General features: G+C 38.9%; 16 protein-coding genes, 1 pseudogene and 1 riboswitch. Of the genes and pseudogenes, 9 read left to right on the forward strand and 8 right to left on the reverse strand.

The genetic code is table 11. The annotated features are described in order from the left end of the window. Positions 1 to 19: 19 nt before the first annotated feature. The 3 genes from AC623_RS19580 (at position 20) to AC623_RS19590 (ending at position 2171) form a co-directional block, all read left to right on the forward strand. Entirely contained in the window at positions 20 to 1246 is a 1227-nt protein-coding gene (locus AC623_RS19580; protein ID WP_049665812.1) for an NAD(P)/FAD-dependent oxidoreductase, read from the forward strand. Positions 1247 to 1449: 203 nt separating this feature from the next. Next, on the forward strand, positions 1450 to 1764 hold the full coding sequence (locus tag AC623_RS19585; RefSeq protein WP_049665816.1) for a PepSY domain-containing protein: 315 nt from the start codon (positions 1450 to 1452) through the stop codon (positions 1762 to 1764). Between the two features lie 182 nt (positions 1765 to 1946). Continuing rightward, positions 1947 to 2171: a DUF5342 family protein gene (locus AC623_RS19590; protein ID WP_049665819.1), complete on the forward strand. Its 225-nt coding sequence runs from the start codon at positions 1947 to 1949 to the stop codon at positions 2169 to 2171. A gap of 351 nt (positions 2172 to 2522) precedes the next feature. Here AC623_RS19590 and AC623_RS19595 read toward each other — a convergent pair whose 3' ends face one another. Beyond that, positions 2523 to 3263 (reverse strand): SDR family NAD(P)-dependent oxidoreductase, encoded by a 741-nt coding sequence (locus AC623_RS19595; RefSeq protein ID WP_049665823.1) that lies wholly within the window; start codon positions 3261 to 3263, stop codon positions 2523 to 2525. 123 nt (positions 3264 to 3386) lie between these two features. Between AC623_RS19595 and AC623_RS19600 the strand changes: the two genes are divergently transcribed. After that, the gene (locus tag AC623_RS19600; RefSeq protein ID WP_049665825.1) at positions 3387 to 4235 is read left to right on the forward strand and encodes a LysR family transcriptional regulator; all 849 of its coding nucleotides are present in this window, start codon (positions 3387 to 3389) and stop codon (positions 4233 to 4235) included. 256 nt (positions 4236 to 4491) lie between these two features. Here the strand turns inward: AC623_RS19600 and AC623_RS19605 are convergent, their stop codons facing one another. From AC623_RS19605 to yeiL, 4 genes are all read right to left on the reverse strand, one after another. Continuing rightward, complete coding sequence (locus tag AC623_RS19605; RefSeq protein WP_049665829.1) at positions 4492 to 5037, reverse strand: PadR family transcriptional regulator; 546 nt, start codon at positions 5035 to 5037, stop codon at positions 4492 to 4494. An 82-nt stretch (positions 5038 to 5119) separates the two neighbouring features. Continuing rightward, the gene (locus AC623_RS19610; RefSeq protein WP_049665831.1) at positions 5120 to 5728 is read right to left on the reverse strand and encodes an L-2-amino-thiazoline-4-carboxylic acid hydrolase; all 609 of its coding nucleotides are present in this window, start codon (positions 5726 to 5728) and stop codon (positions 5120 to 5122) included. A 400-nt stretch (positions 5729 to 6128) separates the two neighbouring features. After that, positions 6129 to 6995, reverse strand: a complete 867-nt coding sequence (locus AC623_RS19615; protein ID WP_049665833.1) for a CPBP family glutamic-type intramembrane protease — start codon at positions 6993 to 6995, stop codon at positions 6129 to 6131. A 161-nt stretch (positions 6996 to 7156) separates the two neighbouring features. After that, positions 7157 to 7828: a transcriptional regulator YeiL gene (gene yeiL, locus AC623_RS19620; protein WP_049665836.1), complete on the reverse strand. Its 672-nt coding sequence runs from the start codon at positions 7826 to 7828 to the stop codon at positions 7157 to 7159. Positions 7829 to 7907: 79 nt separating this feature from the next. Here yeiL and AC623_RS19625 point away from each other — a divergent pair, with 79 nt between their 5' ends. Continuing rightward, the gene (locus tag AC623_RS19625; protein ID WP_049665840.1) at positions 7908 to 9080 is read left to right on the forward strand and encodes an MFS transporter; all 1173 of its coding nucleotides are present in this window, start codon (positions 7908 to 7910) and stop codon (positions 9078 to 9080) included. A gap of 134 nt (positions 9081 to 9214) precedes the next feature. Here AC623_RS19625 and AC623_RS19630 read toward each other — a convergent pair whose 3' ends face one another. Both AC623_RS19630 and AC623_RS19635 read right to left on the reverse strand, forming a co-directional pair. After that, positions 9215 to 9367 carry a hypothetical protein gene (locus tag AC623_RS19630; protein WP_197091028.1) on the reverse strand — a complete coding sequence of 51 codons (153 nt, stop codon included), beginning with the start codon at positions 9365 to 9367 and terminating at the stop codon, positions 9215 to 9217. A gap of 103 nt (positions 9368 to 9470) precedes the next feature. After that, positions 9471 to 10057: pseudogene (locus AC623_RS19635) on the reverse strand (NAD(P)H-dependent oxidoreductase). 66 nt (positions 10058 to 10123) lie between these two features. Here AC623_RS19635 and AC623_RS19640 point away from each other — a divergent pair. After that, on the forward strand, positions 10124 to 10555 hold the full coding sequence (locus tag AC623_RS19640; protein WP_049665841.1) for a MarR family winged helix-turn-helix transcriptional regulator: 432 nt from the start codon (positions 10124 to 10126) through the stop codon (positions 10553 to 10555). Between the two features lie 97 nt (positions 10556 to 10652). Here AC623_RS19640 and AC623_RS19645 read toward each other — a convergent pair whose 3' ends face one another. Further along, positions 10653 to 11852 carry an MFS transporter gene (locus AC623_RS19645; RefSeq protein ID WP_269429931.1) on the reverse strand — a complete coding sequence of 400 codons (1200 nt, stop codon included), beginning with the start codon at positions 11850 to 11852 and terminating at the stop codon, positions 10653 to 10655. Positions 11853 to 12420: 568 nt separating this feature from the next. Then, a riboswitch (cyclic di-GMP riboswitch) is annotated at positions 12421 to 12504 on the forward strand. 31 nt (positions 12505 to 12535) lie between these two features. Here AC623_RS19645 and AC623_RS19650 point away from each other — a divergent pair. From AC623_RS19650 to AC623_RS19660, 3 genes are all read left to right on the forward strand, one after another. Then, complete coding sequence (locus AC623_RS19650; RefSeq protein WP_049665845.1) at positions 12536 to 13687, forward strand: hypothetical protein; 1152 nt, start codon at positions 12536 to 12538, stop codon at positions 13685 to 13687. Positions 13688 to 13960: 273 nt separating this feature from the next. Continuing rightward, positions 13961 to 14401 carry a GNAT family N-acetyltransferase gene (locus AC623_RS19655; protein WP_049665847.1) on the forward strand — a complete coding sequence of 147 codons (441 nt, stop codon included), beginning with the start codon at positions 13961 to 13963 and terminating at the stop codon, positions 14399 to 14401. Positions 14402 to 14735: 334 nt separating this feature from the next. Continuing rightward, on the forward strand, positions 14736 to 15173 hold the full coding sequence (locus AC623_RS19660; protein WP_049665849.1) for a LytTR family DNA-binding domain-containing protein: 438 nt from the start codon (positions 14736 to 14738) through the stop codon (positions 15171 to 15173). Positions 15174 to 15175 lie beyond the last annotated feature (2 nt).

Below are 15175 nucleotides of genomic sequence, written 5' to 3' on the forward strand. Positions count from 1 at the left end.
AAAAAATAGGAGGAAGCAAATGAACTTACAATCCGGAAAGTATCATTGGCCAACTACGTTTCCTGATGCCCCCTCATATCCATCCTTAGAGGAGGATCTTCACTGTGACGTATTAATTGTTGGGGGCGGAAGCTCCGCCGCGCAGTGTGCTTACTATCTTGCAGATGCCGGTTTAGATGTGGTCGTAGTGGAAAAAGAAAAGGTTGGCAGTGGCAGTACTAGTACAAATACGGCACTCATCCAATACTCTGGTGAAAAAATGTTTACAGACTTAATAAACACTTTCGGAAAAGCTTATATTGAGCGGCATCTACAGCTGTTAAAAGAGGCCATTAACGAAATTGAAAAAGCATCAAAAACTGTCAAAATCGATTGCGAATTCAATCGAAGAGATACTCTTTATTTTGCTAGCTCTACAGAGGATATTGACCGCTTAAAAAAAGAGTACGAGTTATTAAAGAAACACAATTTCGAACTCGCTTTTTGGACAAAGAGTGATATTGAAGCTAACTATCCTTTTAGCAGAGAAGCGGCCATTTATTCTTACAATGATGGAGAACTAAACCCTTTTAAATTCACACATGCCCTATTTGATTATGCAGCTAAAAAAGGGGTTCGGATTTATGAACATACAGAAATGAATGGCCATCGTTATGATCCCCAACAAGAGCGGATGATCATTTCAACAAAGACAAAATACTCTATTAACGCACGCCAGGTTATTTTCGCTGCAGGCTATGAAGGCATGGATATTAAAAAAGAGAAAAAAGCCTCCTTTGTGAGTACGTACACCGTGACGACTACTCCAGTAGCTGACTTCTCCACCTGGCATAACCGGACACTCATTTGGGAGACAGCTCGCCCCTATCTATTCATGCGTACAACTGCCGACAATAGAATTATTATTGGCGGGCTCGATGACAATACGACCTACCCTGAAGATCGAGACAGCAAGCTAATGCACAAAAAAGAGAAACTTGTCGCAGAATTTAATAAAATGTTTCCTGATATTCGCGTAGAACCTGAATATTATTTAGCAGCATTTTATGGGGGAACCGTAGATGGCCTGCCTATTATCGGCGTTTACGATGAATATCCTAACAGCTATTTTTTATTTGGATTTGGAGATAACGGAACGGTGTACAGCCAAATGCTAGCGAAAATTATCGTTCAAGACATTGTGAAAGGGAATCATCCAGATCTACCGTTATATTTGCAAAACCGGCCTCTGCTTGCCAGGCATTAATTCCAAGACTCTATAAGAAAGCGCCTGAATTCCTTTCACTAGGGAAACAGGCGCTTTCTTTTAAACCTCTTCTTTACTTCTAGGACATCCTTTCGACTTTAATATTCTTCTCATTTTCTAAGACAATTTTAAACTTCTTCTTCTGCTCCTTTAAAATTGAGCGGCTACTATAAGAATACGAACAAAACAAGGAGGGGTTAAAAATGAAATCAGTTAAAAAGCTATTTACAAGTTTTTTAATCGTAGGTGGTCTAGGGATAGGCGCTTACGCTGTAACAGATCCTCAGCCGGAAGCCGCTCAAATTAATGTATCTTCACACACAATCAATGAATTAAAAGCTAAAGATATTGCGTTATATGCCTCAAAGGGCGGGCTAGTAACGGATAGCCATGTAGAAACTAAAAATGGAATCAAAAAATATGAAATTACGATCGTAAAACAGGATCAGGAACATGACGTAGAGATTGATGCCTTAACGGGAGAAGTGACCCGGTATGAGGAATATGTTCGCCATTAAAAGGGATTTAACAAAAAGCAAATTCTAAATCATTGCTTTTAATCTGGCATTAAATGAATAGTAAAAGTATTAACTTCATTAAGAGATCTAATTAAAAAGAACACAGAATCATAAAATCGATTTAGTGTACAAATTTTACACCAGTATAACCAATTAATTTAATTATCTAGGAGGAATTTATCATGTTTCAACATTTTGAAGTAAAACCAATGTTTAAAGACCAAGTACACGAACGCCATCAGTTCAAGCTGAGTGTTCAAGGAACAGATTATCGAGGGATTTTTCATCAAGATGAAATTCACTGGTTTCATCCACACCCTATGCAAATTCTTGAGGAAGAGTATATGGAAGCAATGGAGTCTCAAGTTTACAACTTGATGGTACATCGCCTGAAACAACCCATTTAACGATAAATCTGCCTATAAAAGCCTATATGGATACAGAATGTTTTAAGTTATTCCTAAAAAAGAGACGACTAAGACACCGCATCACGTAATAGGACTTCTATGCAGCCTCATTAAACTCAAATGAGATAAACGATCGATCCCCTACATCATTGTCGCTCTTTTTCTCCGTTCTTACGAAAACTTTAAGATATCAAAGGATAGAGGCAGCCTACGTTATATCGGCTGACTGCAAACGCCTGTCGTTCAAGTGGAAGAAGCGAGACCATTAGAGCCCTGAACACTAAAGAAGACAAGCGTTTTTAGATAGCCAATATTTGCGTTATTAAATCCAACTCATCCGTCGCATCTGTGTCAAAGAATCTGTCCATTGTCTACTATAAATGTTTGTCCCGTTATGGAATTCTGGATCATTTGAAAAACAATGGATTCTGCAATATCCTCAGGCGTTGAGATCCTCTTAAGCGGCAATTTTCCAGCAAGATGATACATCTTCTCTTCATTGCCGTTCCACCATTTTGTATCCACAGCTCCCGGTGCAATGGCATTCACCCTAATTTCCGGCGCCAAAGCAATGGCTAATGACCTTGTCATCGTATGAATCGCTGACTTGGTTGCAGCATAGGGAATGGATGAGCCAATACCCGTCACTCCTGCCACGCTTCCCATATTGATAATGACCCCTGATCCTTGCTGTTTCATATGGGGCACTACTGCTTTTATACAATAAAACATGCCTTTCACATTGACATCAAACAGCTTGTTCCAAACTTGATCCGTGACGGAGTCTAAATCGTTCATAGAGATGTGGGCGGTAATACTGGCATTGTTTACTAACCCATCGACGGCTCCATATACTTCAACCGTTTTAGCCACCATTTTTATAACTTCCTCTTCATTGGCCACATTCGCTTTAAAAGAAAATGCTTCACCCCCTTGCTCCCTAATTTTTCTTACCACTTCCTCTGCGTCACAGGCAGACTCATAATAATGAATAACGACTTTTGCTCCTTCATTTGCTAACTTTAAGGCCGTTGCTTTTCCTATCCCTGTTCCAGCACCGGTTATAATGATTGACTTATTCACTAGTTTTATTTTGACTCACCCTTCCTCATTCATTGGATATTTTTATTATATTTTGAGGGATCAGAGCTGTATAATAAGTAAAAATCAGAGAGGTATCAGTTTAAATGATACCAAGGAAGGATAGGAAAACTTGTGGAGTCTCATGATTTATTGATTTTCAAACATGTTGCAGAATCGCATTCTATCTCTAAAGCGGCTGAAAAACTAGGCTATGTACAATCAAATATTAGTCAAAGAATTAAAATATTAGAGGAAGAATTAGGTGTTAGATTACTGAATCGAAACAACAGAGGAGTAACCATCACGAATGAAGGAGCAACTTTACTAGATTATGCTAACCAGATCTTGCTGTTAATGAAGGAAGCAAAAATAGAACTGAACCCTGAAAAATGGCCAGAACAGCTAACAATCGGTGCTACCCAAACAGTCTCTGCTTTAAGGGTTCCGAGAATATTGTCATCTTTTCTTGATGTTCACCAGCAAGTTGAGGTAAAAGTGAAGACAGATACGACTAGGCTGTTATTAGAACAGGTGCTATATGGAGAAGTAGATGGCGCCTTTATTAGCGAGCCATTTGACCAAGATGGGCTGAAGACAGTTTACACAATTGTTGAAAAGGTAAGTCTTATTTCATCAACGTCTTGTCCTGTTGAGAAGCAACCTGAACAGACCTTGCTCGTAAATAGCAATCCTCAATGTATTTATCGACAGAAGCTTATTCACTTAGCAAAAAAGAATTCGCAGAAGAATGTTCGCCTCATTGAATTTGATTCGCTTGAGGCTATTTTACAATCTGCTAGTGATGGGTTAGGAATCAGTTTAGTCCCTTCCGATGTGGCAAAACTTCCAAGGTACGAACATGCATACACCATATCCGAACTTCCCGAGACGGTCCAAATAAATTTTGTTATAAAAAATAGACAACAACAGCCTAAAGGCTTAAAACGTTTTATCAAGTTTCTATCAGAAAAAACGTATTAAAAGTAAGATTCTTCTAATGGAACTTTCAGCATATCCCCTTGTTGTCATTTATACAACTTACTGCTAAACAACAACAAGTGGATATGCTTCTTTGTTCAAAATCCTTGAATGAATGATAACAACTAGTTTTAAAATATAAATCATCAGAGTCATCACTGTAAGTAAATAGAATCGGAATCATTCCTTAAATAAAAAACAGGCAGTCATTCACTGTCTGCCTGTTAAAAAATCGACACTGTTCATCATTTATGCTCTGTTATTCCCTAATTATTAAGGTATTTTTGATTCTTTCCAAGAAATCTATTTGAAGTTGATATTGGTCGATCATATTTTGAAAGGTTAGGTTCGTTAATTCATTCACTTCTATATATTGCGCTTTTATCTCCTGTCCAGCCCGAATATCAGCTAGTGCTGCCTGAAGCTCCTCGATTTGATCCTCAATGGCTTTAATGATTTTCTTGGGATCTGCCTGGTTATGAGGCATATTCAACATAGAGAGTCCGGTATACAAAAGGACAGGCAATTTCACGGAAGGTTCCCGAAAAGACTCGATCAACAGCTTCTCATATTCTCTCTCGCCTTCCTCTGTAATTTCGTAGATGGCCTTTGTGCGATGTCCAGTTGATTCGACGTTAGCTACTTTAATGAGCCCTTCTTTATCCATTTTTTTTAGTGCATGATAAATCGAACCTGGAAGGATCCCTGCCCATTTATCTACTTCACTTACTTGCAAAAGCTGTTGTAATTCATAGCCAGACATTGGTTTTGTCCGCAGCATGCCTAATACCATGAGTCTCGTCATTCCCACACCTCAACATTAATTATTCAACGTTAACTATTATAGTAAAAAATATAACACTCTTTAGGCAGTGCTGTAAAGAAAGCTATTTTACATCCGTGCGATCAAATTTAAAAAAGCAGTGCTCATCTCCCTTTGATAAGAGCTGCGGCCGCTGAAATTGAACGCCATGCTTATGTGGTAGTAGTAAATCTCCCCAAATGTCATCCATACTGCAAAAAATCGGCATAATTTCTAAGGCATCATGTTTACAGAAAAAATCAAAGAAGAAACATTTTTTCACATGCAGATGAAAAGATTGATTTGTATCTTTGGCAATATGATGGGTAAAATTCTGACTGCCATAGTGCTTTACTTGCTTTGCTTTAGAAATCTTAACAATCCGCTTAAACGGCTTTCTGTCAAAAAATAAATACAGCTTCATAAAAAATTGCTGTTTCTTCTTTGTCCGTTCCATTAAACAATACCGAATAATTTCCTCCCAATTTGTATATTGATATTTCTTCAATACTCGAAAAGCCGCAAGCACCATTGACGTAAAGATTAAGTTAAATTCAGTCGGCTTATCCGTTGCCCAAGCTTTGTTCTCCTCTAAGATTTCAACAAATAATTTTTGGGCTTCTTTCGTTTGCTCTTTCCCAACCTTCTGACGTAATCCTTTAAAAAAAGACTTTTGAATGATATTATTTAACACTCTGTTTCGCTCCTTTCTAAACATTGTATATTCAACGTTGACTATATATTAACATACAATCCATTATCCGGTAAACTATCTTCTAAAGAATTATTTAATTATTCTTTTTGGCAGGCTCGACTAAATTTTATCTATTTATTTTAAACAAGCGCAGTTATAAGGCCACCCTAACTTTGTGGATCCCGTTGATGGGAATTGACATCAACAGTCCCTATCCGTAAGCAAGATAAAAGGGACTGCAGTTAAAGTCTACTAGCTCATTGAAAGCGAACGCTTGTCAACAGCCTGAGAAGATTAGGCATAGGCCTAATCTTCTTCATGGTTCACTGTAACTTTTCTATCTCTCATTTGTATTCATTTCATGTTAAGTGAGTAAATAATACCGTGAGAGGATAAGACCTTAAAGAGTAAGAGACGGGTCTATCTTAGCATTTGAATTGCGCTCTTTTTCAATTCTTATCGATCTAAGAAGCAGCCCAATTCCAAGGAACAAAATTGTTGCTGCTACGCCGCTAATGGGATTCAACCAAAAATCACCGCTCTTAGTAAACGTTATCACACCGCTGATTGTTACTAAAACGGTCGGAAACGCATCTTCGATGGCATGCATCAATACACATGGCCACACGGACTTTGTCAGCCTGTATATCTCAACATACATAACAGTCCAGCATAACATCAGCACACAGCCTGACAACAGCATATCCACCCGCGAAACCGATTCAAAATAGCTGTCTGGAAGAAACACCATATAGTACGCAGCGTGCCACAATGCCCAAACAAGACCAGAAACAAGATAAATGAGCCAGTCATTAACCTTGAGCTCAATCAGCTTTGGCGTTAGATACCCACGCCAGGAAAACTCTTCGAATATATTTTTAATAAAATTTCCTGTAACAGAGACAACAACAAGTGAAAAAAACGGCCTCATGTCAACATTAGATAGGTCAGTAACTCCGAAAAGCGCCGCAAGGCCAACTGTTAAGAGTGTAACAAGAGGATAGATCGCAAATGAAACAAGATACCACTTCATATTGCCTTTAAGATTGGGGTTCACCCCGATGTCCTTCCAATCGCGACTGATGGTTCTAAGGAATATCGCTGTTAGAAACGGCAGCACTAGCCATAACCCCATCCCTAAAGAGTTGCCTTCAGGTTGTTCTGTTAGAACGGAATCAAGCAATATACCAAGCCAACCGCTTGCTAGTACAAGAATAATGAAAACAATCAACTGGGCTCCTGGATTACCTTTCTTCTCTTTCACCATTTTGAATATCTCCTTTTACTTTTTTAAAGCCCCTCCATTCCTCATCTTTCTCTATATTTAACAGCGTCGTTTATTGCATGGCTTTATTCATAATGATATGCTGCAGCTGTTTTGTACAGCTCACAAACTTTACGAGTGCTTTCTTATGGATGGCAAGTTCATTATTTATTCCCTAACACTCCGGCAAGTTCGTATAACGGCTGGTACTGCTGGATGCGATAGTGACGCCCTTCTTTTTGTAAATATCCTTTGTCACAAAACTGGGCAAGCACATGCAATAAGTGTCGATAAGATACACCTAAAAAGTCACAAACTGTTACATGCTTCTCTTTATAGAACCCTTCATCAGCGGTTTGCAAAATAAAATCCGCCAGCCGGTTCTCAAGCGGAAAGGCGAGGCTTTGCGAATATTTAGCTGCCATTTGGGTGGCCTTTACACTTAAAAACTTCGTCAGCTCACGCAAAAATGTCACGTCTTCCAGCAGTTGTGTGCGGCAGCGATGCAAGGGAATGGCAAAGCAAATTGTCTTCGTCGAGGTTTGAATTCCTTTCGTATAATACACTTCATGTAATAACTCCATTTCCCCAATGTAATCATTTGCATTGATAAAATTAATTAAGGAAACTTTCCCGTTATGGTGGGTGACGTAGATTTTTGCTTTTCCTTCAATGACAAAAAATAAAAAATCCGGCCGCGTGCCTTCTTGGATAATCCATTCATCACGCTGGTATTCATGCACTTCTATAAACTCTTCAATCGGAAAAGAGAATAAATGGGCAATAGAATGGTCCTTTAAATAGTCCTTCCTTTTTTCCTTCTTATAAACTTTCATCATCCACCTCAAAATGTGAGATATCTCATATTTTTGTATGTATCTCCATGATATCATGCAAACAATGGGAGGATCGAGAATGAACACACAACGCTGGATGAGTAGACAATTCTTTAGTTTTTTTATGACATGGGGCATTTTTCTCCCCTACTGGACAGGGTGGATGATTCATACAAAAGGGATTACGGTTTCAGAAGCTAGTTTGATTATGAGCCTAGGTTTGGTCGCTAGAGGCCTTTCTACACTGGTTGTATTTCCTTATTTATCAGGAAAATTCAGCAGCAAAACATTATTAAACGGGATGGCGATTGGCACGCTCATTTCTATTTTGTGCCATATTCCAGCAAGTTCTTTTACCAGTCTGCTTATTGCAACATTACTGCTGAACTTTTTTTATCCAAGCTTAATGCCTGCTTTAGATACTATTGCCGGCTTCCTGGCACAAAATAAACAGTTAAAGCATTACGGGAAAAGCCGCTCATGGGGATCGGTTGGATTTGTTGTCGCTGGCATGATCTTAACCATCTTTACAGGGGCACTTGGAGATGAAGTGATTTTATGGGCGCTGTTGCTCTGCACAGTTGTCTTCTTATGTCTCGGCATGATGCGTGCCCCCGCTGTTTTAGCGGAAAAGCCGACAGCAGCACAGCCAAAAGCGGGTGGCATGCTCAAGTTATTTCGCATTAAACACTTCGGTCTTGTGCTTGCTATTGTTGTTTTACTGCAGGCGGCACACGCTTCTTATTACAGCTATGGTTATATTTTTCTGCAGGAGATCCATGCACCTAAATATTTAATTGGCGTCATTATCAACATTGCTGTGATCGCAGAGATCATTTTCTTTTCCATCGCCGACCGGCGCTTTCAAAAATTTTCTGTCGGCTCCTTACTGGCACTCGCTGCACTTGGTTCATCTTTACGCTGGATATTAGTATTCGCTTTTCCGAGCGTTATTGTTTTCTCTATTGCGCAAGCGTTACACGCCTGCTCCTTTGCGATGGGGCATTATGCTTTTATGAAATACTTAATCAAACACATTCGACAGGCGCAAATCCCGAAAGCACAAGGCATGTATTCAGCACTGGCCCTCAGCTGGAGTACAGCTGTATTTACAATTTTCGGCGGCTATTTATATGAAATAGAGCCGAGATACGCCTTTATCGGAATGATTGTGTGCAGTATCCCATCCATGCTGCTGGCGCTTGTTTATCGGCGATTGGGATACAAAAAAGAAGTTGTGGTTTCTGTTTAAATGGTTGACCTAAGAACAGGCTTGTCTAAATGAGATGAGCCTGTTCTTTTTTCGTCCGGGGCAATTTCAAGATGTTTTTTCCTGTATCCTTGCACATGAAAACCTTGTAGCGCAATAAGATGCCAATACCGCGATTAAAGGATCTTCGCTAGATAAGATTGAATGGAGTGAGGCAAGAGTTGAAAAAATAATCCTTCATACTTAATATCAAGTAAACCAGCAACAAAAAGTAAAATAATAACAAAAAGTAAAATTGGTTTTCTATTCTTTTTAGACATCCGCTTCAAAAGGTTCCCTCCATTAAAAAATACATTCATCGTAACTTGTTCATTATATATGAATCTGCCGAAGATGATTGATATTTCTCCGTTCATATTTTATAACGGACTTTTAACATGCTACTTCCTTGAAATAATGATAAATCTTTTCCAGTTTCTTTACCTGGTTTCCTTTTGGACTTTCCATATTCCCGAACTCAAAGAACTTTACTTTCTTGATTCCCACAAAATTAAATAAAGCTCTTTTCATTAAAATTTTATGTGCATTATTCAACTAGAGAAATGGATAGTGAGCAGGCCCCTTCATCGTAGACACACAAACAACGGATTTTCCTTTCAGAAGCCCCTCTGGGAAAAGTCCTTTTCTATCTCGATAGGCAAAATTAGAAGCAAATAATTGATCGATATACCCCAGCAGCATAGCAGGTGGTCTTCTCCACCAAATTGGATAAATAAAAACAATCTTGTCAGCCCACATCAATTGTTTTCTATATTTTTCAGTATGAGGATCGGTATGCATGTCACGTCTTCGTTTTTGATCGTTAAACACTAGAAGTGGATTAAATCCCTCTTCATATAAATCTAACACTTGGATCTCCTTTATCTTTGTGTTTTCGTTGCTTCCTTTCATCACTTTTGTAAAAATACATAGTTTAAGCTGTTATGATTTGGATAGGTAAAAATGACGAGCATCTTCATTATGGACGCACCCCTTAATTATCATTTGATAACAATTTTGTTATTCTGTCTATAAGAGGTGAGGAAATGGACAAACATGCTCTTTTTTATAAACTTGTATCCTTTACAGCTTCTGTTCATCATGTAACGCACGAATTAACGAAAAATGCGAAGCCAGATTCAATCTCACAAGTTCAATACAACATGCTTGAATATATTGCAGTGAGTCAACCGGTAACACCTAGTGAAATCAACGAATTCCAGAATATGTCTATGCCGAACACAAGTCGCGAGCTTAGCAAGTTAAAAGAGAAAAAATTAATTGAAAAAATCACGGATAGCCAAGATCGGCGGAAACAATACATTCGTCTCTCACATGAAGGAGAAACGGTAATGAAAGAAGCTTTTGCAACGATAGAATCCCGTTTTCAAGAGCGAGTAAAACGTGCTTCAAAAGAAGACTTAGCTGATATCGAACGCGCAATAGACATTCTTCAGTCAAAATTGTTTTACCGTTAAATACGAACAAGCTCCCTCAATTGAAACTTAAGGGAGCTTGTTAATTTATTATTGATGAATTCAAAAATATAGCCTTTTTCCATAGCAGCGTATATGTCTAAGTTAACTCGACCTGCCGTGTTTCTTTCCCTAGAAATGCAAGTGTAAGTACACCAATAACGATACTGGCGCAAAACAGCCCAAAAATGAAGCCAATAGAATTACCTGCTGCCACAAGTGAACCAACAAGAAGCGGTCCAAGGATCCCGCCTACACGCCCGATCGAGGCAGCCATACCGGCCCCTGTCCCGCGAATGACAGCTGGATACTGTTCAGGAGTGTAGGCATATAACGCCCCCCATGCTCCGAGGTTGAAGAAGGATAAAAAGATACCTGACACGATAAGAACTGCCGTCGTTTCTGCATTGCCGAAAATAAGCGCAGAACCCGCCGTCCCTAACAAATAGGTGACAAGCACAAACTTTCTTCCCATTCGTTCGATGAGCCATGCAGCTGTAAAATAACCTGGCAGCTGCGCTAGAGTCATGATTAATACATATTCGAAACTTTGAATCATACTAAACCCTTTCATGACCATCACACTTGGCAGCCACAGGAACATTCCATAGTATGAAAAAACGACCGTGAACCAGACCATCCAAAGCACGAAGGTAGAGCGTGCGTATGTCTTCGACCAAACATCTCGGACGTTTTGACCAATTGACCGTCTCTCCGCTTTTTTCGGTGAAAATGCCGGAGAATCCGGAAGCTTTAGCCGCAAATAAATAGCATAAAAAGCAGGTAAAGCACCAAGGATAAGAGCTACTCTCCAGCCATATGACGGAATAATAAAATAGGAAATAAGTGCGGCAATCAGCCAGCCAAGTGCCCAAAAGCTTTCAAGCAACACAACCACTCGTCCGCGCTCTTTCGCCGATACACTTTCTGAAACGAGCGTTGAGGCGACAGGTAATTCTCCACCAAGCCCCATGCCAATAAAAAAGCGTAGAACTAAGAAGGCAAAAAGGGTCGTCGTTAAAGCAGAGATACCGCTCGCAAGCGAAAACAGTACTAACGTAATAATGAATATATTCTTCCTGCCAATCCGATCTGCCCATAGACCGAAAAGGAGTGCGCCAACAGCCATTCCGATGGAGTTCACACTGCCGATCCATCCCATCTGTTCTGGTGTCAGTCCCCACTCTGCTTTCAGGGCTGCAATAATAAACGAAAGCATCCCAACATCTAGTGCATCAAACATCCAGCCGAGCCCTGCAATGCCGAGAAGCTTTCTCTGTGAAATTGTTCTTTCTGCCATCATCTTTACCTCCGGTGTCTTGACAGTTGTCATTGCCATTTCACTATAATCGGATTCAATGGAAAAAACAAGGTCTATTTTTCTGAAAAGGCTTTACTATGAACCCTTCATCCTCTGCTAAATTAATAGAAGAAAATGACAGATAAACCCTAAAGGGTAATAGGGAAAAAAGGAAATCATTAAAAGATTTACCCTCTGCTTAAAGGTTTATACACCCTCAGATTAAGAATATAAACTATATCTCCATTATCATTGCGCCTATCACCGATTGAAGAATATTAAAATGTTGACCGACGAAATCATATACAGTATGACAATTAACGATAGATTTGAAAATTGTTGATTCATTTTGTCGATGGAAATTAGTTCTTTTAGCCTAAAATTCCATTTATAATAATTTTATGTATGAGATGTTCGATATATCGAAGTGGCCACGGATCGTATCAGTACATCAATTACTTGCAACATTGGTTGAAATGATCACTTATTCATCTCAAACCAATCATTGGCGGATAAACGTTGAAGTATATCCTTTACCAGGGTACTTAGGTTATATGGAAAACGAACCTCCTTTAAGGGATGCTATGAAGCATAGTCTTTATTTGGACACTTGGACTATGTGGAGCAAGTAGTGTAACCGACCCTCTTATTTAAAAAAATACTATTTAAGAGGAGAATACTAATTGATGCTAAAAGTCTATTCAAAAAAAGTTATTTCTACTGTTGTAGCTAGCTCTCTAGTTTTTGGACTCGGTAATGCTGTTATGGCTGCTGCTCCAAAGGTTGAGACAAAACAAACTGGGCGTACAGAGCAAAATGTTCAGACTGGAGTTATTAGTTTCGATGAGATCACGGTGCCAAGATTTGCGAAAGAAATTCAATTAACCGGTACAGTCCTTATTGATGGGCCTCAATTGGTAGTAACAATTCCAGGAGCAAAAAATATAACCGTTACTAAGGTTGGAGATACACAGTGGAAATATGAAGCAACGGTTGATGTTTCGGCTCTCAAAGGTGATAAAGAGTTTGCGATTTCTGCCTATACCATTTACGCGAATGGGAAGAACGCTGGCAGCATTCATACAAGTGCACCTACGGTAAGCCAAAAAGTTCATATCCCTTATGTCACATCGACTGTTGCTGAAGATACAGAATGGACTTCTTATAATCGCTCTGTTAATGAATTCACTTTGTCCTATAATGAGGTTCAAAACTGGTCAGTGGGTGATCCTGTCATCACCGCAAAGACATTGGCTGTGAACGGTGTTGAATCAGAAGTGACCGTTCTAGGGAAAGCCATTGAGGTTCCGACTGCCATTCAAGATTTTAAATTTTCACAAGAAGCTCTAACTTGGGAGTTTGATACAAATACTAAAACCTATTCAGCAACTTTTAATATTTTAGTTACTGATAGTAAAGACCGTACCACGACTGAATCGGTAACGAAAACCGGTTTGCAGCCAGGTCAGACCAATACAGTTTCTCATGCTCTCTCTGACGGGTTTGGAACGATACCAAAGACTCACGAATTTGCCGTACCTGCTGCTCCGGCTGTTGAAGTGGTTCCTGTCGAGTTAAGCAATTTAAAGCTGACTCTACAAGCTCAAAACAGCAATCAGTTTAAGATATCGGCAACATATACCATCGTTTATTCCGATCATTCAACGAAAACTGAAAACGATAAAGTATTAGAAGGCAATATCGCAAACCCAGGTACTCAAAATCAAAATTCATCCTCAAAAGATTATCAAATTGGAGGATTTGTCTATAACGTTACGGTGACTTACAATTCTGCTAAAAAAGATTATGAGGCAACTGCCGTCTTAAAAAAATAACCAAGCAACACAAGAGGCTGGACTTATTGGTCAGCCTCTTGTTATTTTCAGAGCTGATAGCCATGTTTTTTATTTAGTAATATTCTTAAAAACCTTATTTACATACAGTGCCTTTCATCGTAATATGCCGAAGGAGAATTTGATGTGTACCTAGTTAAAGCTGGATTTACATTCATTTGCCTATAGCAAAACAATTAAGCATCCATATGATAATAATCAGGTAAAATCACTTTATTTCCTCTCTAATTTCCTCGGTAATAAGGAGGCACATACATGATTATTAGAAAAGCCAATCAGAAAGAGATCGATTTTATTTTAAATTTTTCACAAGAGGTGATCGAAGAAGGTTCAATGGGATACCTTAAACCTAGTCGGGACAATATTATAAGCGAGATATTCAAACCTGCTCTTGAAAATGGAGCTTACTATTTGGTAGCCGAGAAAGAAAATACCCTATTAGGATGGATCCTAGTCGGGACAAATATTGATCTTTATTCCTTTGAAGAAATTGGATACCTTCTTGATATTTACGTTTTCTCTCCATATAGAAAATCGGGGATAGCCAAAGAACTCACACAGGAAGCCTTAAAACGGTTAAAACAAGACCAGTATAAAAAAGTTCAATTAAGTATTTTTTCTGGTAATCACTCAACAGCTCTTTGCCAGCAACTTGGTTTTCAAGAAGTGCTAACTGTTTTTGAAAGACCTCTCTAAATTCCTTAGTGACCCTATCTAGACGTTTCTTCATGATGGGGTTCTCCTTCCCCTGTCGTTTGCCAAACGGTCTTTTCCTCTACACGTGATACAACGAAATGAATAGACTTTGGTTAATATCGTAGTATCAATACCAAGTGACAATCTGATAAAATGTAAAATATAACAAAGTGATCTGAAGAATGTCAGCAGTCTCCCCCTCGATGACCATACTCAAAGTCTTCTATCTTTAATTTTGAGGATAGACAAGCTTACTTAACCTTGCACCTTTGTGAATGGATAAAACCGAAGCCATCGTCGATCTGAAATAGTTTAAATTTCCGTAGGTGATCATATGAAAGTGTCAATAGAGGAAATAAGCAAAGAATTAGAAGAAGAAATCCTCATTAGATGTCACGAAATAAATGACGAAATACATGCAATGGCAAACAAGCTGAAAATCGACATCCCTATTGTACTCGGATATCAAAATGATCAAGTTCATCGTATTAAGCTTAGTGATATCTATTATTTTGAGGCAGTGGACGGAAAGGTTTTTAGTTACTGCAAGGACAACGTTTTTGAGGTAAAACAAAAACTGTATGAGTTAGAGGAATTATACAAAGGAAAGAACTGTTTTCGTGCATCCAAATCAACGATCTTGAACATAGCTAAAATTTCATCTATTTATCCATCCATAAGCGGCCGATTCGAAGCGGTGCTTGATAACGGAGAACGTGCTGTTGTATCCAGGCAGTATGTACCCGTCCTTAAAAATATGCTTGGATTGTAAAA

It is taken from the genome of Bacillus sp. FJAT-27231, assembly GCF_001183975.1.
Lineage (GTDB): Bacteria > Bacillota > Bacilli > Bacillales > Domibacillaceae > Pseudobacillus > Pseudobacillus wudalianchiensis.

Bases quoted from the DNA above. Each gene is read 5' to 3' on its own strand.
- AC623_RS19580 (WP_049665812.1), top strand. From the start codon at position 20: ATGAACTTACAATCCGGAAAGTATCATTGGCCAACTACGTTTCCTGAT.
- AC623_RS19585 (WP_049665816.1), top strand. From the start codon at position 1,450: ATGAAATCAGTTAAAAAGCTATTTACAAGTTTTTTAATCGTAGGTGGT.
- AC623_RS19590 (WP_049665819.1), top strand. From the start codon at position 1,947: ATGTTTCAACATTTTGAAGTAAAACCAATGTTTAAAGACCAAGTACAC.
- AC623_RS19605 (WP_049665829.1), bottom strand. From the start codon at position 5,037: ATGACGAGACTCATGGTATTAGGCATGCTGCGGACAAAACCAATGTCT.
- AC623_RS19615 (WP_049665833.1), bottom strand. From the start codon at position 6,995: ATGGTGAAAGAGAAGAAAGGTAATCCAGGAGCCCAGTTGATTGTTTTC.
- yeiL (WP_049665836.1), bottom strand. From the start codon at position 7,828: ATGAAAGTTTATAAGAAGGAAAAAAGGAAGGACTATTTAAAGGACCAT.
- AC623_RS19625 (WP_049665840.1), top strand. From the start codon at position 7,908: ATGAACACACAACGCTGGATGAGTAGACAATTCTTTAGTTTTTTTATG.
- AC623_RS19640 (WP_049665841.1), top strand. From the start codon at position 10,124: ATGGACAAACATGCTCTTTTTTATAAACTTGTATCCTTTACAGCTTCT.
- AC623_RS19645 (WP_269429931.1), bottom strand. From the start codon at position 11,852: ATGGCAGAAAGAACAATTTCACAGAGAAAGCTTCTCGGCATTGCAGGG.
- AC623_RS19655 (WP_049665847.1), top strand. From the start codon at position 13,961: ATGATTATTAGAAAAGCCAATCAGAAAGAGATCGATTTTATTTTAAAT.
- AC623_RS19660 (WP_049665849.1), top strand. From the start codon at position 14,736: ATGAAAGTGTCAATAGAGGAAATAAGCAAAGAATTAGAAGAAGAAATC.